Source organism: Helicobacter sp. MIT 01-3238 (assembly GCF_003364135.1).
In the GTDB taxonomy this organism is placed as follows: domain Bacteria; phylum Campylobacterota; class Campylobacteria; order Campylobacterales; family Helicobacteraceae; genus Helicobacter_B.
This window is the reverse complement of sequence record NZ_NXLN01000015.1, coordinates 26,242-44,211: the sequence shown is the minus strand read 5'-3', so window position 1 is coordinate 44,211 and position 17,970 is coordinate 26,242. Positions and strand designations below refer to the sequence as shown.

At 37.7% G+C, this 17,970-nt stretch carries 17 protein-coding genes; all 17 read right to left on the bottom strand.

Features of this window, described 5'->3' with window-relative positions; all coding sequences use genetic code 11:
* Positions 1-3: 3 nt before the first annotated feature.
* Complete coding sequence (locus tag CQA40_RS06455) at positions 4-390, bottom strand: hypothetical protein (protein ID WP_115520083.1); 387 nt, start codon at positions 388-390, stop codon at positions 4-6.
* A 93-nt stretch (positions 391-483) separates the two neighbouring features.
* The gene (locus tag CQA40_RS06450; protein WP_115520082.1) at positions 484-1,662 is read right to left on the bottom strand and encodes a hypothetical protein; all 1,179 of its coding nucleotides are present in this window, start codon (positions 1,660-1,662) and stop codon (positions 484-486) included.
* 33 nt (positions 1,663-1,695) lie between these two features.
* Positions 1,696-4,083, bottom strand: coding sequence for a hypothetical protein (locus tag CQA40_RS06445; protein WP_115520081.1), 2,388 nt, complete (start codon positions 4,081-4,083; stop codon positions 1,696-1,698).
* Entirely contained in the window at positions 4,084-4,341 is a 258-nt protein-coding gene (locus tag CQA40_RS06440; RefSeq protein ID WP_115520080.1) for a hypothetical protein, read from the bottom strand.
* Positions 4,338-4,907, bottom strand: coding sequence for a transglycosylase SLT domain-containing protein (locus CQA40_RS06435; RefSeq protein ID WP_115520079.1), 570 nt, complete (start codon positions 4,905-4,907; stop codon positions 4,338-4,340). The genes CQA40_RS06440 and CQA40_RS06435 overlap by 4 nt, the downstream gene beginning before the upstream one ends.
* Entirely contained in the window at positions 4,907-6,328 is a 1,422-nt protein-coding gene (locus CQA40_RS11170) for a BRO family protein (RefSeq protein ID WP_181882864.1), read from the bottom strand. Before CQA40_RS11170 ends, CQA40_RS06435 begins: the two co-directional genes overlap by 1 nt.
* A 168-nt stretch (positions 6,329-6,496) precedes the next feature.
* Positions 6,497-6,751 (bottom strand): hypothetical protein, encoded by a 255-nt coding sequence (locus CQA40_RS06420; RefSeq protein WP_115520078.1) that lies wholly within the window; start codon positions 6,749-6,751, stop codon positions 6,497-6,499.
* Entirely contained in the window at positions 6,748-6,948 is a 201-nt protein-coding gene (locus tag CQA40_RS06415; RefSeq protein WP_115520077.1) for a hypothetical protein, read from the bottom strand. The genes CQA40_RS06420 and CQA40_RS06415 overlap by 4 nt, the downstream gene beginning before the upstream one ends.
* A 9-nt stretch (positions 6,949-6,957) precedes the next feature.
* Positions 6,958-7,974: a hypothetical protein gene (locus CQA40_RS06410; protein ID WP_115520076.1), complete on the bottom strand. Its 1,017-nt coding sequence runs from the start codon at positions 7,972-7,974 to the stop codon at positions 6,958-6,960.
* Positions 7,971-8,444, bottom strand: coding sequence for a hypothetical protein (locus tag CQA40_RS06405; RefSeq protein ID WP_115520075.1), 474 nt, complete (start codon positions 8,442-8,444; stop codon positions 7,971-7,973). The genes CQA40_RS06410 and CQA40_RS06405 overlap by 4 nt, the downstream gene beginning before the upstream one ends.
* On the bottom strand, positions 8,441-8,734 hold the full coding sequence (locus CQA40_RS06400) for a hypothetical protein (RefSeq protein WP_115520074.1): 294 nt from the start codon (positions 8,732-8,734) through the stop codon (positions 8,441-8,443). The genes CQA40_RS06405 and CQA40_RS06400 overlap by 4 nt, the downstream gene beginning before the upstream one ends.
* Positions 8,731-9,237 carry a hypothetical protein gene (locus CQA40_RS06395; RefSeq protein ID WP_115520073.1) on the bottom strand — a complete coding sequence of 169 codons (507 nt, stop codon included), beginning with the start codon at positions 9,235-9,237 and terminating at the stop codon, positions 8,731-8,733. Before CQA40_RS06395 ends, CQA40_RS06400 begins: the two co-directional genes overlap by 4 nt.
* The gene (locus CQA40_RS06390; RefSeq protein WP_115520072.1) at positions 9,234-15,440 is read right to left on the bottom strand and encodes a DEAD/DEAH box helicase family protein; all 6,207 of its coding nucleotides are present in this window, start codon (positions 15,438-15,440) and stop codon (positions 9,234-9,236) included. The genes CQA40_RS06395 and CQA40_RS06390 overlap by 4 nt, the downstream gene beginning before the upstream one ends.
* Entirely contained in the window at positions 15,437-16,036 is a 600-nt protein-coding gene (locus CQA40_RS06385) for a hypothetical protein (RefSeq protein ID WP_258864484.1), read from the bottom strand. The genes CQA40_RS06390 and CQA40_RS06385 overlap by 4 nt, the downstream gene beginning before the upstream one ends.
* Entirely contained in the window at positions 16,033-16,629 is a 597-nt protein-coding gene (locus CQA40_RS06380) for a hypothetical protein (protein ID WP_115520071.1), read from the bottom strand. Before CQA40_RS06380 ends, CQA40_RS06385 begins: the two co-directional genes overlap by 4 nt.
* Before the next feature lie 11 nt (positions 16,630-16,640).
* The gene (locus tag CQA40_RS06375; RefSeq protein ID WP_115520070.1) at positions 16,641-17,396 is read right to left on the bottom strand and encodes a hypothetical protein; all 756 of its coding nucleotides are present in this window, start codon (positions 17,394-17,396) and stop codon (positions 16,641-16,643) included.
* Positions 17,389-17,961 (bottom strand): hypothetical protein, encoded by a 573-nt coding sequence (locus CQA40_RS06370; protein WP_115520069.1) that lies wholly within the window; start codon positions 17,959-17,961, stop codon positions 17,389-17,391. Before CQA40_RS06370 ends, CQA40_RS06375 begins: the two co-directional genes overlap by 8 nt.
* Between the last annotated feature and the right edge of the window lie 9 nt (positions 17,962-17,970).

The window sequence follows — 17,970 nt, the reverse complement described above, 5'->3', positions numbered from 1 at the left end:
CTCCTATTTTAGTAGCTCTTCTAGCTCTTGGCTAATTTCAAATCTCTTAGATTCTGCCTTAGTATCAACTAGCACCGATTCTAATTTGTTAATCACTTCTGTGTTAAACATAAGCTGATAACTGCTAAGCGTGCTGTCTTTATCAACTTGTTGTGTGTGTCGCAAATGTTTTTTTGCACCTGCAGTGCCACTTGTATCTGTTTCATTGTTTTTGCCTTTTATCTCATCTTCATTGCTTTTAATCTGGTCGATGATATTGGCAAGTGATTTATCCGCTGTTTTTGCGCTGTTTTTGGCTGTTGTTTTTGCTGTGCTTGCTGCTCCGCCAAAATCTTGGCAAGCAAAGACAAATTCCACACATAACACAACTAAAAGTATGCTAATCCTCATCATAGTCCTCCTCGATATTATCTAGCTCATCGCATTCTTGCATTTGCTTAATTTCATAGTCCTCATAGCCTGCTGCTTTTAGCAGATTTTCGTCTAGCCACTCATTAGGATAGACTTTTGATTATTTTGCGTAAGAGGTGGTATAATGTCTTTTGATACTGCAGATGACGATGTGCTGAAGTCATCGCCGCGAGCCTCGCTTTTGTGCGGAAATGCTAAGCGAGGGGTATCGTTTTTCTTGCTAGATTCTGCGCGTGTCGAGCAGCTGAAGTCCGCGCCGCGAGCCTTGCCTTTGTGCAAATCCGCTAGGTTAGGGGAATCTAGCTTATAACCTGTCAATACCCACTTATCATATTTGCCTTTGTAATCTAGCGCAACTATCGCTCTACTATCATCTGTCGTAAGCAAGATACGATTCTTTGTTTCATTTAATGTTGCTTTTCCTTGTGTTATTATTTCGCTTAGCTCATTTTTTACAAAATCTAACGCTTTTTGCTGTGCTTCTTTTTCGTCCAATTTTAGCTTGTCTATATTGTCCTGTGTCCTGCGCTCAATGATATGAGCTAATCCCTGCTTAGAATCCCCCCAAGTTAGAGTAATATCTCCTAAATCATCTCTAAAAAACGCTCCTGTTACCTGTCCTTGCTTCTCTGCTAGCAGTTTTTTTACTGCCCTTGTGCTATCGTGGTAAAATTCTGCATAGTTTGTGCCAAATTCTGCTAATGGCACAATATCAGCATATTTTTCAATCTCTGCACGCAATTCCTTAAAAAATTCCTCTGAGGCAAAGAAATAAGTATCAATGATTTCTTTGTCTGTGTGTTTAGGCAATATTTCACTATCAAAAACCATTTTACAATGTGAAATTTTGTAACCAAGCGAGTTCCACAAATCTTTATCTTTGTCTTGTGCTTTTGCTATTTTGTAGTCATTTTGAAATGATTTCATCGCTAAAAGCGGATATTTTACCCAGCCTTGCACTTCGTCCTCATCTAGTGATTTTATCCATTCTTTTTTGAAATGTTCTATGTTGTGCGGTGGTAAATATGGTGTTACGAATTTTTCTAAACACAACTCTTTGTATCTCTCTCTATTTGCATAGATTTCATTCAGCATTCTATGATGTCGTGCGGTCATATCGCCGCTCTTATCATATTTTTCTAACCAAATTTCTAGCTTGCTTAATTCTAGCTGTTTTTCTTTTGAAAACAGGCTAGGGGAGGGCATAGGCTCTTTGATTCTTTCGTAAAGTTCGTTTTGTAAAGCTGTCATCTGCGTTTCCTTATCTTAGGTTTAGTTTGCTCGCTATATGTGCATTGAGTAGCGTTCTAGTCTTTGAGAAATCCAAGAAGCTGTCGAGTTTGTATCTTTTAGTCCTATGTGTTCCATTATCGTGCCTACTCCTCCCATAATGGTTTTCCACACAATGATGATACTTGCGATAACTGCGATAATGCTTATTAGCGTTTCGACTAATCGCAACACGATACCTAACCAAAATCCTGTGTTAATCGTGTATAGAGTTGCGTATTGCAGTTTTGCAAACGCGATTATGGTGTCATTTATGAGTGTGTGCAAAAAGATTGCAAAAAATATCAATATCACTAGCAAAACAGGCTTAAAAAATAGTTTTAGCCCTGATACCAAAAATTCCACGATTTTGTTTGTGCTTCTCTCTGTCATCGCATACGCTACGACAAAAGGCGAAATATAAAAGTAAAATGCTAAATCCACCAAATACCCAACAAATACGATGATTCCACACACCATTGCAACGATTAGAGGTAAATATTTCAACACCAAATCAAAGATTTTTTGCATCATCACATACGCAATAACAAAATCCCCGCCCATTGCTACCAATCTTTTGCCTGCGGCATACCCTCCTGCTGCACCGCCTAGTGTGGTAACTATTGCCAATGCACCATTCGCTGCTTCATAGCCTGTAACAGCTCCCATCGCTGCTACAATTGCTCCTCCATATTCTTTAGCAGCATTTTTACCAAACTCATATATTGCATTTGCGCCCGGGAGTAAAAAATAAGGAGTGCCAGAAAATAGCCAACCGATTTTATCCGCACTCCAGCTTAAAAGAGTTTTATCGCTTTTTTGCTTGGCTTCTTCTACGATTTTCTCATTATTATCCTCTGTGTCTTGCATATTTTGATTTCCGTCTTCAATGAGCGATAATGCACTAATTAGTGCCGCAGTGCTAGGAATTATCACTGCATTTGCCCATCCTAGTTGTTCTTGTCTATTATTAACTTCTGTATTGATTGTGTTTAGCAATCCTTGCAGTTTTCCATTCCCTTTGTAGTTTGATTGAATCGTGCTAACCATTTTTTCAGATTGTTTTCTAAGTTTTTGTGTGCTTAAAGCCTTGTGTTCGACTTCAGCACACGCAGAGCCTGTAATAACATCGCTACTTTGATTTAAGTCAAAATCATCGCCAGCACTTACACCCTCATTGCCTACTACGCCATCATTGGCACTCACTGAAAACCAGCCTTTTCCTAAGCCTATGTCTCGATTATATGTCTTTCCTGTGAAGCGCAAATGCTGTGGATATGCAGTTTTGCAAAACTCTAGTGCAGATTTGTATTGCGCTTCTTGGGCTTTGTAGGATTCTACATCATCTCTCAAAGCCTTTTCCCCAGCTGTGCTTTGCAAACCTACACTATTATAGAGATATTGCAGATAAGTATTTACGCCTACTTGGCTAGCTCTATCTGCGATTGAAATACTTTGCTGTGTGAAATATCTAATGAGATTTTGTATAACTGTGCCATTCATACCGCTTGCTTCGGGTATCGGTGCAAAAAACACTGCAATAGATACAACAGGTATTGCAAATTGTTTTAGGTATTCACTCTCGCCCTTTTTGTCGTTTTCTAAATAGTTCATAATCTTTACGCTACCTAGCTTAAATAAGAAAAAGCCGCCCACAAGGATAAAAAGTAGATTTTGCAAATATGAATACACAATCTTTAAATCCATAAATAGATTTGCATAATAGCCTAGATTGGCTTTGTTTAGAGAATCAGTAGCAGAGAGAAGCTCTGCGTTGATTTCGCCAGAGCCAAAGAAACCACCAAAAAGATTTTTGAAAGAAGCCATAAATGGCGTTTGAGAAGCAACTGATGAAGTTCCATACACTGCGTGAGGGTCATTTAGTTTTAAAATCCCTGTTGTTTGTGTGGATTTGAAGTCAATATAATCCCCATCTAGCGTAGCCATTGCACCTAAGAATTTTGCAAAAGTCATCTTTTGCCCATCAAAAGTGCCTTTGTTGTAAGTAAATTGTGCGCTAGAAGCAGACAATCTACCTTGATATTTCTTGTTTGCATCATCTCGGCATTTGGTATTTGTTTGATTAGCATTGATTCCTGTTGATTTGCCTGCGGCATCAAACACTTCGCATTGTGTTGTTCCGCTTGGGCTATCAATGCCTATAATAGTAGCTTTATATCCTGCTGCGACTTCTCGGCACTTAAAGCTACAAGTGCTTGTCGTAACGATAGAATCTTGCTTAGTAAAGATTCCACCCTGCTCGAGCTTGCTTGTGCGCTCGCTTTCGTGTTCTTTGATGGCAGTATTTGGATTTGTGCCACTTGGGCTTGTTTGTGTTTTTTGTTGCGTATTAGCGCAATAGACTAGGGTAGAAAAAAGCAGTATTATCAAATATTTTTTCATTTAACGCCTCCTTATCTTAGATTTAGATTGCGCACCATAGTGTGTTATAATGGTGTTTTCAAATGGGGAAAGTGGAAGTTGACTCCCTCCCATTTGAAAAACCTTGTCTAATCCTTTTTGTGATATAATTACCCCAGCAATACTTGTGGCATTAGTCCCTTGATTTGTTAGAGTATGAGTTGCGGTGCAGTTGTCGCACGAGCTCATATTTGATTTTGGATTATCTACTACTACTCTAAATCTTAGTTGCTCTTTCATAACCCCTCCTTAGCATAGTATTTGTATGCTTTTAAGAATTTTTGAAAATATGCGTAATTTCTGTGTTTTCTAAAGCCTTTGTTGTAGCATTCAATAATTGATTTTGGGCTTATGCGATAGTATTCAGCGCATTGTGCTAACACATTGTTTGCCTTGATGAGATTGTATTTTGGTTCAAACATTTTAGGAATCTCATTTTCTTTGAAATTCACAGAATTGATTTGTGCTAGTCCTAAATCAAAATTGATTTTACGAGCATATAGCACTTGCGCGATAGAGATTATGGATTCTCTATCTGCGATTATCACTACTCGATTTGGTCTAATGAATTTTAGACTAATGTCGCCTATAATCTTTTTTAGTGGTTTTAGCTCGTTGTAAAATTCTTTGCTAGCGTTGAAAGCAACGATATTGCTTTCCCAATCGCTCTCTATTTTGATAATGGAGTAATACACTTTTTTATCTACGCCGCTTTGCCTTGCAATATCTGCGATAATCTCGCTCACAGGCATTGCAAAGGCACTACTGCTAAATAATGCAAAAAATATCAACATATATTTTTTCATTATCTTTTTCTCACTTTTGTCTTAGATTCTGCATTAGCAGTGATTGAGTTTTGATTCTCTCTTAGCATTTCATTTGGCAAATAACCTTTAGTGATGATAGGCTTTTTGTCGATAGGCACAGGTCTATCATAGACTAAACCTATCCTACTAGAGATTTTTGCCTTGCCTTTTTTAAACTCCTCTGTGTAATTGTATGAAACAAGCTCTGTTGCTATTGCGTTGTGTTTTGCTTCAGCTTTTGCTATATTTTGTATTATGAATTGCTTGCAAGGTGTTTGCACGCTAAATTTTCCACCAAACAATGCTTCATATCGCTTTAGTGATTCATTGATGCTTTGTTGTTGTGTAGCATTGATTTGATATGAACCACTCTTGCGTATGCTTGGTAGGACTTCATTCACTACCCATTGTCTAAAAGGTTTTGCTTTTGGCTTGTCGCTTCGCATAAGCACAAAATAGAGTTCAGGTTCATTGATAAAAGTAAAATTCTGCTTACCGCCTGCGGTTTCTAAAGGGTGTAGATTTAATCTACCCCCTTTGTCAAATTCCCTATCTAACGCGCTTGTAATATCTCTGCTATTTTGAATATCCAATACTTTGCAAATATCACTTAAACAAAATAATGGCTCAGTATCTTTTAAGATTGTCCTTACGCTTCCCAATTCTTCATTAGAGAATGTCTTAACGCTATTCTCTATTGTTGCCTCCTTTGTATTAAGGGTATAACTTTTGGTTATACCCTCTATGAATTGCTTGCAAGGTGTTTGCACGCTAAATTTTCCTCCAAACAATGCTTCATATCGCTTTAGTGATTCATTGATGCTTTGTTGTTGTGGGGTTTGACTAAGCATTTTGTTTAAAATTTGATTTTCTAGGTATTCTAATCTGTCAATAATTTTTGCACGAAGTTTCACATTGTAACCACTTACCAAAATAAGAGCTTCGCGCTTGGGTAAGTGATAGCACTTGTAAAACTGCTTGTTTTGGGGGTTTTGGTAGGTGTGCGCAAATTTGCGCACACCCCCATCATCATAAATTTGTCCTAATTGTTCCTCAATATCCCGAGTTACATCTCTATGATTTTTCCCTGTCAATTCCGCTATTTCTAGTGATGAAATTGTTATATCACGCATATTTTGTGGAATATCACTAAATTTAGTGATATTGTTGTTAGGGGTGTATCCAAATTTGGATACACCCCCCTCATTTGTTACCTTTTTACCCCTTTCTAAAATCTCTTTCACACGACTAACGCGTGGTTGTGGGATTTGTGAGATTTGCGCTTGTTGTGTGGGCGTAGTAGTGTTTTGTATCTGCTCTCTTATATAGGCTATTTTACTCTCTGCGTTAGCAATAGCTTCTTTAGCAGCTACAATCTCATCACACGCTTTTGTTAGTAAATCTAAGTGTTGTGTGTTCATCTCATTCTCCTTAGTTTAGGTTTAGATTGACTTTGTGCGGATTCTTTGGTAGAATTAGTGCTGTCAATCTTGTTGGTGGAATATCGCGAAGCCTGTAAAAGCGTTTGCAAGATAGAATTGGCGTTTGGAGATTGATATATGATTTTTGCCCCGTTTGCTATTTTGTTTTTAATTATGTGGGATTAAAAATTCTCGTTTTTGTGAAACAATCTTAAACAAACTACCTTTTTTGATATATATGTCTTTGCCTAACTTATTTCGCAAATCCTGCGGAATGTTTGCAATAACCTTTTCATCAATACTGTCCAAATCAAAAGTCTTTTTCCATAGCTCCTGTATTTCTTTGGTTAATATATGCTCTCTATTGTGGTTATCTGTGAATACGATAGAAACTATTTCATAATGGTTAAAATTGTTGTTCATTTTCTTTTCCTTATCTTAGTTTGACTTGCATTTGGGATTGTGGTAGAATCTGTGTTGGGATTTGTGCCAAAGTCTTGGTTAGCAGTGTATTTAATCTGCAAGTGGGAGGGCTTAGAGACTTCACCGCCCGATTGTAATATATCACACGCGCCAGCAACTTCACTGCCCTCAAATCCTCTATTTACAATAACTTTCATTGCACTTCCTTACCTGCTTGCTACTTTTTGCCCTTGTGTAACCACTTGCATATCCACATAGATTTTTGTGCCTCCTACGATTTGATATAGATAGGGCAAATCTTTCTTAATCGCACTAGCCAAAGCCTTGCCCGAAGCTGCAAGTATGTTAATCCCACTCTTTGCTAGATAAAGCAGTGGGTCTGGCTCTAGGTAGTTAGTGCTTTGGAGTGGATAGGCAGTTAGCCCTGTTGAATACACTTGTGTGGATTGATAGCGGCGTGATTGCTCGTAAGCTTGCAAATATTGATTTGAAGCGGTTTTGATTTCATCTAGCCCATCGCTTGTGGCAGTTAGTGCCACTTCTGTTACTTTTCTATCATTGACATAGGTAGCTATGTTGTAGCTTGTTTTTGCTTCATTTGTTACATAGCTTGATTTGATTTGGTATCGATAGTTTTTAAACTCGATATACACAGGGTCTACAAATAGCGTAGCGATTTTGTTTTCTGCTCTTAGATTGGCAAACATCGTTACATAGCCTATGTTTGTTTGGCAATCAATACCCAAACTCCCGGGCTGTTTGCCAATATTTACATCTTCTTTGATAAGGCAAAAGCCTTTAACCGTAGTTGTAGGCACTTCATTTTTGCCATTATCCTTGCCATTGGCATTGCCATTTGCATTTACAACGACTTTTACCATTTCGCCTTTAGCACCATTGACTTCAGGGCGTAGTTTGACTTTTTGGGCTTGTATGTAGAAATTGTGCATTATCTCTCGCGTATAGTCTATGCGCTGATTATTATCGATGAATTCCGCTGTGGATTCCTTTACCGCGCTAGTGCCATAAGCACTAGATTCTATGATATTTTGCGCTTCATCGCCCTTAGTGGCGTTAGCAGCTTCTTGTTCTGCTTTGTTATCAATAGGCAGGTTTTCATTGGTTGTTTCTATCGGTGGAGCTAGTATGCCTTGTTGTGCTTCATCAGCCATTATCATTGTTACGCACAATGTAAGGCATAGTGTAAGTGTTAGTTTTTTCATTTGCTATCCTTTGTCAAATTAAAATGCGACACAAGTTTCCCTCTGTCATAGAGTGAAAAAGCCTTAGTGTGCTTATAATCAAAATACGCACTTTTGATAAGCAGTGCTATTAGAAAATATTTCACACTAAAAGCAGCTACTGCTGGCGTCATAAACACTGCGCAAGCAAAAAATATCAGCACAATGACAAATGCTAAGAAAAGCTCTTTTTTGTAAGCTATGAGTAACGCTAAGCCTAAAAACCACTCTGTCGCTCTCTCTAGCGATAGAGAGAAGTCATAGCGAGTGCATATCAAATACACAAACACGAAAGGAATGAAGTATTTAAGTAACAAAAACTTCTTATTTGAAAATTCTTTGTATTGATATGCTTTTGCATTTACTTCTATTTGTGTGCCTAGCTCGCTAGCCTGTGCTTTTTGCATAAACCAAAAAACAAAAGGAAATTTGCCTATTTTGATTTCAATCATCTTACTACCTCTCGTATGTTTATTGGCATTGCTTGCAAATCAACCTGTTGCCAAATATATATTAGCTTGACTTCTTTTGTTGTGTAGAAATTGACACCTGTTAAATTCAAAAGATATTTTGCATTTAGCTTTTTTAGGTTTTTAATCTTTTGATTTTGGTCATCGTAAATCTCTTGTCTGCTTTTTACTACCGATTCGACTTTTTTAAGTGCTTTACAGCTATCACTATCGCATTTTTGCGCTTGCAAAGCACTTAGCAAAAAAACAAGTGAAATCAATGTCTTTATCATCTCATTCTCCTTGTTTTAGGTGTAGTTTGACTTTGATTTGATTCTTTGGTAGAATTGCTATCAGAGTTCACTGAACGCGCATTTGCGCCAGATAGCTCATCTTTTTGGGCTATTAGCTCCTCTGTCGGCAGGTCTCGATGTGTAGAGGGTGTGGGGGTCTCTACCAGTGAAGCTCTTAATTTCTCAAAAGCACTTAACCGCTTTTTGTTTGCGTGTATAATTACATTTTGTCCATCGTTATTAACGATGACAATATCCCCCATTTTTTCACTATTTAATCGCTTCGCTGCAAGCAAAGCATTTGATGTTTTTGCTTCAGTGATGATTTCAGGTTTTTGTGCTACTTCTTTTATCATTTGTGCTACTTCTTCCATATCCTTAAACATTTTATCTTCGCTATGTTTTTCATATAGCCTTTTAATGTCTGCAATAGCCTGCTTATCGCTCAAAAGCGTAGCAAGCTCATTGCAAAGTTCAAAGATTCTTAGAGTGTTTGGGCTCATTGCTTTCTCCTAACAGCCTCACTCTTCACACTCTTATCTACATTCACAGATTCTGCAACATTTTTATTATCCGCGCTAGCTTGCTCTTGCTTAGCCTTAGCCGCATCCAAAAACGCCCTAACTTTTTGCCTTTCCTCTTGCGTTGGCTTAGGCATAGCGCGTATTTTATCTGCTGCGGATTGTGGTGTTAGTGTTTGCTGTGTGGGCGCAGCAGTGTTAGTTTCACTTTGCGCACTTTGCGTGCTTTCGCTCGCTTGTGTTTGTTGCACCTGTTGTGCTGGTTTTTTAGGAGTAAAATCAATGCTAGCAATAACCTCATTAGCACTTGCTAATCTATTAGCTTCTTTGATTTTTTGAATTTCTGCACCGATTTTTTGTTTGATTACATTTTCGTATTCCTCTCCATAAACCTCTTTTGCGATTTGGTCATCAACTCCTGTATTTTTACCCAAAAAGATATTTAGCTCCGCTAGCCTTTGTTGTTTTTGTTTTAGTAGTTGTTTTTGGCTACTAAAATCTTTTGCTTGAGCTTTTTCTATTGCAAGAGTTGCTCTTTGGATTTTTTCATTAGCATCGTTTTTAGCAATAGCAAGAGTGTCTTTTGTTTTGCTTTTTTCTGACAAAAAGACATTGGCATATCTACGAGCATAGTCCATATTGTCCATACTAAACATATCATTAAGTTTGACACTTGCAAACTCAACGCCCTCTTGCATATCTTTGCCAACCATAATAGAAACTCTATCTGTGTCTTTGTGATACTTAATGAGAATATCCTCATTCCCCACAGAACCTATTTTTTCAACACTGCGACTATAATATGAGTCTCTTACTTTTATGCTCATAACTTTATTAAATTCTGCGCGGATTTGGGCGCGAATTTCACTGCTTTTTTCTTTGTCTTTGTCTGTGTAATTTAGCTCAAATCTCTTAGCAGCTACGCCCCCTCCTATTGTTAGCACATCTTTAGAATCACATTTTTCAAACCTATCCAAAAACTTCTCTTTGGCTTCAAAATCCTCGAGATTTTTCTTATATCTTTGCACCTCCGCACTACGCAAAGATATGATTTTTTTGTTGCCATCGATTTCTGTTTGCAAAAAGTCTATTGACTTTTGAATTTCCATAGCCTCCAATAAAATTTCAGCGTTTTCATCAGTTGCTGCTTGCATAGCAGCATAGAGATTATCCTCGCTATCATCTACTATGATTCTGGCGTTATCTTGGTTTGGATTGCCTATCGTTTTGATGATATTTTGCTTCACACCTAAAGTTTGCAATACCACAGAATCAACACTAGCTTTTGTCGCATAAGTGAATATCCTAGCACTAAAATCATCGCCTAATTCCTTGTGAATCTCATTGCCTTGTCTTATGATTCTACCCTCGCGCTGCTCCATATTTGCAGGTGTCCAATCAAAATCTAAGTGATGAATCGCTGTGAGCTTTGCTTGGAAATTGCTACCTGCTCCCATTTTGTGAGTGCTACCCAAAAGTATGCGAATTTCGCCATTGTTGATTTTCTCTCGCAAAATGTTAGCTTTGTGTTCTGTGTGGTAGTCGTGTATGAAAGCGATTTCGTTTTCAGGTATGCCTTTTTCTATGAGTAGAGATTTCATATCTTCATAGACACTAAAACCTCCTGTGCCTCTATCGTATTTGTCTTGCAGTGTCTCTAGTTCCGCTTGTTTTTTCTCTAAATCCTCATATTTGCCCTTAAAATCATCTAACTCATCTTCTAATTCAATGATTCTTGCTAGAGTTTTTTCTTTTTCCTCGTTACTTAAGCTTTTGCCTTTTGGTGTCGAGCTATCACAAAAGATGAGTTGAGTGCCTTTGAAGTCGTTATATTGTTCATATTGTTTTAGCACGACTTCAGCACATTTTGCAACCTTACCATTTGGGTCTCTCTCTAAATTAGGGTTGATTAAACGCATATCTAGGCTTGCTTTTTTGCCATCATTCATTATTACAAGATGATTATCCCCGCCTTTTTCTACGCGTTTGCCCTCTAAATCTTTAGAACGCTTTTTTAACACTTCTTGATACATTGCTTGGTCACTGCTTCGTTCAATTAAGAGATTATATCGTTCCACTTTAGGCTCTGGTGATTTTAAGCCACGCGCTTGAAAATCTTTTTTCATATCCTCTTTAGTTACCACATCAGCAAACATACTGTATGCCTTTTTTAGCTCTGGGATATTTTGAAATTCTTTCAAACGCGAAGTTTGTTTAAACTCGCCACTTGCCTTGCGCTCAAAAGAACTTGAAGAAAGTGCATAATTTTTACACCAATCATCAAAGCCTAGATTTCCTTGTTTGCTTAATTCCTCCTCGCCTAAATAGCGTTGCAAAATATACATATCACTAATGTAGTTTGTGATAGGCGTGCCTGTGGCAAAAACGACTTTAGAATTATCTACCTCTTGTTGCAAGTGCTTAATTTTCATATAAGCATCAACTGCGCGTTGTGATACTGCTGTGCTAATGCCACGCACATTTTTTTGAGCTGTAATTACAGGCAAATTTTTTAACTTTTGTGCTTCATCAAAAAGCATCATATCCACACCTAAATCATCAAAAAATACGCGTGTTTCACTTTTTGCGCTGTTTTGTATGTGATTGGCTATTGTTTCGCCTGTTTTCTTTATTTTGTTTTCAAAACTTCTGATAACTTGCTTTGAAGCGTTTGGGTCTTTTTTCAAATCATCAAGAACTTTTTTGTGTTGTTCTATTTCTTTTTCGTAATAATCTTGGAACATTGCAGTAGAAACATTCATCGAGCTAAAAGCTGTGTAAGTCGCAACGATTAAATCATAATCATTGTTTTTTAAGTTATCTAGCTCGATATTTTTAGTTTTTTGGCTTATGGCATTTATAAGTTTTATCTTGGCATTTGGGTAAAGCTTTCTTGCCTCTGCTGCAAGCTGCGGAGCGACATTGTTAGGTGTTACAAGCATAGGTTTTTTGCTAATACCGATTCTTTTTGATTCTAAAGCACTAGCTACCATTGTGTAGGTTTTTCCTGTGCCAACATCGTGTGCTAGGAGTGTATTTTTGCTATCTAGCACGCGCTGAACTCCAGCTTGCTGATGTGGTCGCAATGATATATCATCATTTTTGCCAATCAGCGTTAAATGCTTGCCACTATACACGCGTGTAACATTTCTGTTAAAAAGTTCATTGTAAGTTTTTTGCACAGCTTCTGCGTATTCAGGTTTAGATTCTAAAAACTCTTTAAAATCTTTTTGAAGTTGCTTTTTAAACCTCTCTAGTGTGGCAGTGCCTACTTCATCTTTGTAAGTTTTTTGACTGCCATCAGGCATTTTTACACTTCTAGAAACTTCCAAAGTGGCATTATTAAACATTTTTTCTAGATGGTAAAGCGCGTTGTCAGTTTCTTTACCTGTTTTTTGGGCAAATTCTTTGTTTGTGGCAAAAGTATAGTTATCCCAAGAATTTGTGTAAAATTGATTTGCCTCAATCTCATATCCTACGCCAGCGGTATATGAAAATCTACTAAGAGATATGCCTAAATGGTTTTGCAAAAAGTCTTGATAGATTTCTTTTTCTATCCAATTTGCACCAAGCGAGATGCTAATATCATTTAGCTCAATATCCTCTGGGATAACCTCTTTCAAATCATCAAAAGCAATTTTTTGATACTTTGCTTCTAGCTCATTGTCGCTAATTTTAAATGCTTTTGTCGCGGGGTCTTTGAAATATTCTAGTTTTGATTTTACATCGCCCGATAAGAACTCGCCAGCTTCTACCATTGCACCGCTGTAATCCATATACATAATCTTAGAATCTAGCAAGTCTTTTTGTGTTTGTATGCTATCTTGGTTTAAAAGTTCAGAAACTCGAGGGATAGAAATTGTGCCAAATTCGTTTTTTGAGATATTAACCGCACTTTCTAAAGAATCTGCACTTTCTATATATTCGTAAGGCTTTGCCATTCTTTTTTCAAAAATCTGCGCTTTTTGCCCATCTTTGTCTTGCAATGAAAAAACTTCAAAGCTCGTATCATCGAGGTGGAAAAACAAAGAAAATTCTTTCCTTACATAGCCTCTTTTGTCATATAGGCTTCCATTTGTGTTTTTTGTAAGTTGATTGAATTGTTCGTTTAGTTTTGCTCTAAGCAATTCAATTTTCACTTCATCATTACTATTTGCTTCTAAATATCGCAATTCCCCCAAAGTCTCTTGCAAAGATTCAAGTTGTGGCATATATTGCACATACAAATCTATGCGTTTTTGCAAAGCATTTGCGCTTTTTGTCCATTCGTGTTTTCTAAGCTCTGTTTCTTTTGCCAAATCAATGACAACATTTTTGCTAATATTTCCCCTATTAACAATGTCGTTCTCGTTTGTCGCGCGGTAAACTTTCCCATCGCGCAAAAAAATCGAGCCAATGGGCTTGTTTTCATAATTCGTTCGAGTTTCTTTATACGCTTTAGGCAAATCTTGTGGAGCGTTTAAAAATGCAGGGCGCAAAGATATATATCGCGCTAAATCTAAATTATCTAATGGGGAGGGTTTAGTTCCTAAATCTATAACTCCTAATTGTTTTCCGAATCGCGTATTTTTTGCTATGAATGCGCCCAAAACATTATTAGGATTATTGGCAAAATATGAACTAACCTTTAGCCCTTTAAACTCGCTATCTTGGGTTTGTGTCCACGATTTGTCGAGTGATTCCCTTTGGTCAAGTGGCACTTTTCTAAATGCCACAATATCAGTAGTTACACCTGTATCTGCACCAAAAGCAGTATCTGGTAGCCTAACTGCACCCAAAAATTCTGCTTGCTCGGCAATTTTGTTTTTTGCTTCTGAGTCTTTGTCAAGGAAATTGTGGCTTACAATTTGTATTGAAATACCATAATCAGCAAGATTATCAATGCCTTTAAGCATAAAATAATCAGCTAATGGCATTCCAGCTATTCTATCGCTAGAATAAGGAGGATTGCCAATGACTATATCGTAACTATTTGTTAGTTGCGCTGCTTTTGATTTTTCAAACGCTTCATTTTCAATATGTGCGTTTGGATAGATTTTTTGAGCGATTGCGGCTGTAAGTCTATCTAACTCTACACCGTAAATATTGTATTCATCACCGCTAAATTCATCTAAAAATCTACCAACGCCACAAGAGGGTTCTAAAATGTTGCTTTTTTTCTGTGGCGATAAGTTTTTAACAAAATCCCCCATCGCTTTTACGATATTTTTAGGCGTGTAATATGCAGTATCACTGAATGCGTAAAAAATCCCTATATCAAGCGGTCTATCTGTAAAATTCCTTTTAGGGATTTTTGAATCAATGCTTTTTAACAAGTCGTTTACATATCTCAACCTTTCATCATTGATGTTTGCTTTGCGTATTTTTTGGATAGCATTTGAAAATCTACCACCTGCACCGCTAAAGGCTTTTAGCGTGTTGATTTCATCACTGCTTAATGGCTCACTAGAACCTAAAGATTGGTTTAGAATCTCTAGGGCTTTGACATTAGTGTCAAAAATTTGCGCTTCATCTGCGCTTAATCCTCCTCCTCCTCGTCCTCCCAATCGCTCTCGTCCCAATCCCCCATCGCTTCTGGTAGTAGTGTGTATTCTATTAAGCTGTCCGCTTTCATATAGGCTTGATATGTTTCCTCTTTGCTGATGTCTAGTGTCGTCAATTCCTCCATCGATATTTCGTCCTCCACTTCGTATATCTCCCCATCCTCCTCCTCGAATGTTGTTATCGGTATGTGGTAGCTGTCCATTATCATCTCTTGCAAGTGGAGTGCTGAGCCTACTATCTGCGCCAGCATTGGAATCGCTAGATGAATCTCTATGTCCTCTCTGCCGTTGTATATCCCCTTGCTTACTGCTTTCTCTAGGCTCTCGGGGAATTTCTTGGACATTGTTGCTAGTATGTTCGTTACTTGTTCGACTATCTGCTGCTTCGCTTCTTGCGGTGTCAGCATTCTGTGGTCTATCATTGTTGCGTAATGACTCTCCTCTTTGAGTATTACCTTGATTCTTTCCTCTATTTTGACTATTAGCTCCCCTGTTATCATTTGAGGATACATTTCTTTTAGCTCTGCTAGTGTTTTGCTCAGCATTAGTTGCTCCTTTGGTTTGACTTTGATTTGATATTGTAGCATTGATTTTAGTCAATGCGGACAAAAGACTTTTGTGTGATTGCATTTGTGTGTTCATTGTTTTCTCCTTATTTTAGGTTTAGATTGACTTTGTGCGGATTGTTTGGTAGAATTAGATTCACTAGCAGGTGAATGTGCTTTTTGCACCAGCCCAAGCTGATTTTCTAAATCAGGGTGTGGGAAATGGGCGCACCTACCACCTGCTAGTGAATCTCTTGTAGTAGTCGATGAAATGTTGTTATCAACCAGTCGCCCGTCAAGACTTTGGGCTTGAGTGTAGGGAGTGTGGGCGCACCTACCATCGACTACGATTTCTTTTTTGGCTAACAAACCTAAATTTTTCAATCTTTTTTCATTTGCGTGAAAAATCTTGCTAGCATTCCCATCTTTTCTTATGCCTACTTCTCCCATTTTCTTGTCATCTAGTTTTTTCCCTGCGATATAGTCTTTTTCACTCTGTGGAGTGGGATTTTTGACAATTATGTCAGGCTTTTCAATTACATTTTTGATTAGATTTTCTACGCTTTCAATGTCTCTAAACATTTCAGGGTGTCTATCTAGCAATACTTGCAAATCTGCAATAGCCTGCTTATCGCTCAAAAGCGTAGCAAGCTCATTGCAAAGTTCAAAGATTCTTAGAGTGTTTGGGTTCATTGCTGTTCCTTTTCCAATTCATAATCATCGCCATTTGCTTTGTGGCAAACTACAATATAGGGCAAATCTTTTTTAAGAGTTTTTGCCACACTCTCAAAGTTTAATAGCGCACTACCTGTTAGAACCTCAATCCCATATTCTCTTATCGCCTTATCACGCAAGGCATCTACTATTTCTATTTTCACTACCTCGTCTTTTAGCAAATCTTGCGTATTTAGCTCTGCAATTTCATCTCTATACATAATCACGGAGTATTCACTTTGCAAATACTCTCTTATGGTGCAATTTAAGTCGCAACAAGCATCAACAAAAACACACTCCCAATCTTTAGCCAAAATATCGCCTGCGGTTAGGCTAGCGGGGGTTATCTCGCCTTTATTATCCTTTTGCCAAAATCTACAATCTAGCAGAGGAACAGCCTCATCTGCGCTCTCGCCTGCCTCATCTACATAAAATTCAGCCAATCCATATACTTTTTCTTTTCTCATTACTCCCAAGTTGCGTTCCTCATAATCTATGCAATCCTGCAAATAATGAGAGATTTTGCCTTTATCGATTTTGTTTAGCAGTTTCAATGCTTTTGTTAGTTTCATTTTCTATGTCCTTATTTGTAGATTTTTTGATTATCCACTCGATATTTTCTACCATTGATATGGATATAGCCTCTATCATCATCTAGCACAATTCGATACAAAATATCATCAATATGGATATAGCTAAACTCATCAGTAGGATATTTGCCATACTGCCTAAAAAACTCATAAATTACCTCGTGTGGTTCTCTTTTTGGCTTATTTACATACGAGATAACAAGATTAAGCGCATTATCTTTACTCCTTTCATAGCGAGAAAGGATTAGATTCATCACATAGTTTTGCTTCTCTATGGAGTAAAGCACGCTTAAATTTGCTATTTCAAAGTCTTTTTTAGGTCTAAACATAAGCGTATTTTGGTCAAATTTAAGCACTTCAGCAGGGATACTAGAATCTACAAAGCTAATCTCTGCACCTGTTGGCAGCAAGAATGTCGTAGTGAAATATGGATGCACCATTACACTATCTTGGCTGCTCATCGGGCGAATTTCAGGCTGTGAGTTAATCGTAGCATCATCAAACCTATCTAGGATTTCTTGCGTTTCTTTGTCGCGCTTGATTGCATCTTTTGCTATGTCTTTGTTATCTGGTATATCTAGCATAAACTTCTTTATGCGCAAATCCATAGAATCCTGTGGATTTTCTGCTTCCTCGCGTGGCGTGGCTGGGGCAAAAGTATTGCCCTGTGCCATTTCCTCGCCCTCCGCGAGTGCAAAATTTGCGCATAAATTTGCTAAAACTACCAAAAACGCTAGTTTTTTAAGCATCGTTTTTTCCTTGTAGCAATGTTTTTAGAAAATCCACCATAGCGAGCTTCTCGCTATCATCTTTTGGCTCTTTTTCGTTGATAATTCCTGCTTGGATTTTTTGTTCTTGCAATTCTTGCTTATAAGTGTCCTTTGCAAGATAGTTGATAGCTTCTATGACTTCCTTGCTTAAGATACTTGCTTCTTTGAAAACTTCTTTAATATCAAGTGTGTTTTCTTGTTGCAAGCCTATGATAGAAACATAGCCATCTACAATTTCTTTATTGACTTGATTTGCAAAAGCTGTGCGATACTGCTCCATAGTGGCGTATTCTTCCTCTTTTTTGTTTTGCTTTTCTAAGAAAAGCTCATCTACTAAGGCAAGCACTAAAGGCATTTTGACTTTACTAGGCTCACTCTCTCCATCTTTGTTGCGCACATCGCAACAAGATGCGATTTCCTCTCTTAGTGCGTTTTCTCTATCGACTTTGATTAAATCAAGTCGCACACGCTCTTTGTAGAGTAGATTTAGCTTTTCTAGCAATACCTTAGCTTCGTTTTTTTGTTCTTCATTTAGTATTTCCATTTGTTGCTC

What these genes read in the sequence shown, in the direction of transcription:
- CQA40_RS06405 (WP_115520075.1), bottom strand. Translation starts at nt 8,444, where the DNA reads ATGATTGAAATCAAAATAGGCAAATTTCCTTTTGTTTTTTGGTTTATG.
- CQA40_RS06435 (WP_115520079.1), bottom strand. Translation starts at nt 4,907, where the DNA reads ATGAAAAAATATATGTTGATATTTTTTGCATTATTTAGCAGTAGTGCC.
- CQA40_RS06400 (WP_115520074.1), bottom strand. Translation starts at nt 8,734, where the DNA reads ATGATAAAGACATTGATTTCACTTGTTTTTTTGCTAAGTGCTTTGCAA.
- CQA40_RS06415 (WP_115520077.1), bottom strand. Translation starts at nt 6,948, where the DNA reads ATGAAAGTTATTGTAAATAGAGGATTTGAGGGCAGTGAAGTTGCTGGC.
- CQA40_RS06395 (WP_115520073.1), bottom strand. Translation starts at nt 9,237, where the DNA reads ATGAGCCCAAACACTCTAAGAATCTTTGAACTTTGCAATGAGCTTGCT.
- CQA40_RS06450 (WP_115520082.1), bottom strand. Translation starts at nt 1,662, where the DNA reads ATGACAGCTTTACAAAACGAACTTTACGAAAGAATCAAAGAGCCTATG.
- CQA40_RS06410 (WP_115520076.1), bottom strand. Translation starts at nt 7,974, where the DNA reads ATGAAAAAACTAACACTTACACTATGCCTTACATTGTGCGTAACAATG.
- CQA40_RS06375 (WP_115520070.1), bottom strand. Translation starts at nt 17,396, where the DNA reads ATGCTTAAAAAACTAGCGTTTTTGGTAGTTTTAGCAAATTTATGCGCA.
- CQA40_RS06385 (WP_258864484.1), bottom strand. Translation starts at nt 16,036, where the DNA reads ATGAACCCAAACACTCTAAGAATCTTTGAACTTTGCAATGAGCTTGCT.
- CQA40_RS06455 (WP_115520083.1), bottom strand. Translation starts at nt 390, where the DNA reads ATGAGGATTAGCATACTTTTAGTTGTGTTATGTGTGGAATTTGTCTTT.
- CQA40_RS06420 (WP_115520078.1), bottom strand. Translation starts at nt 6,751, where the DNA reads ATGAACAACAATTTTAACCATTATGAAATAGTTTCTATCGTATTCACA.
- CQA40_RS11170 (WP_181882864.1), bottom strand. Translation starts at nt 6,328, where the DNA reads ATGAACACACAACACTTAGATTTACTAACAAAAGCGTGTGATGAGATT.
- CQA40_RS06445 (WP_115520081.1), bottom strand. Translation starts at nt 4,083, where the DNA reads ATGAAAAAATATTTGATAATACTGCTTTTTTCTACCCTAGTCTATTGC.
- CQA40_RS06380 (WP_115520071.1), bottom strand. Translation starts at nt 16,629, where the DNA reads ATGAAACTAACAAAAGCATTGAAACTGCTAAACAAAATCGATAAAGGC.
- CQA40_RS06440 (WP_115520080.1), bottom strand. Translation starts at nt 4,341, where the DNA reads ATGAAAGAGCAACTAAGATTTAGAGTAGTAGTAGATAATCCAAAATCA.
- CQA40_RS06370 (WP_115520069.1), bottom strand. Translation starts at nt 17,961, where the DNA reads ATGGAAATACTAAATGAAGAACAAAAAAACGAAGCTAAGGTATTGCTA.
- CQA40_RS06390 (WP_115520072.1), bottom strand. Translation starts at nt 15,440, where the DNA reads ATGAACACACAAATGCAATCACACAAAAGTCTTTTGTCCGCATTGACT.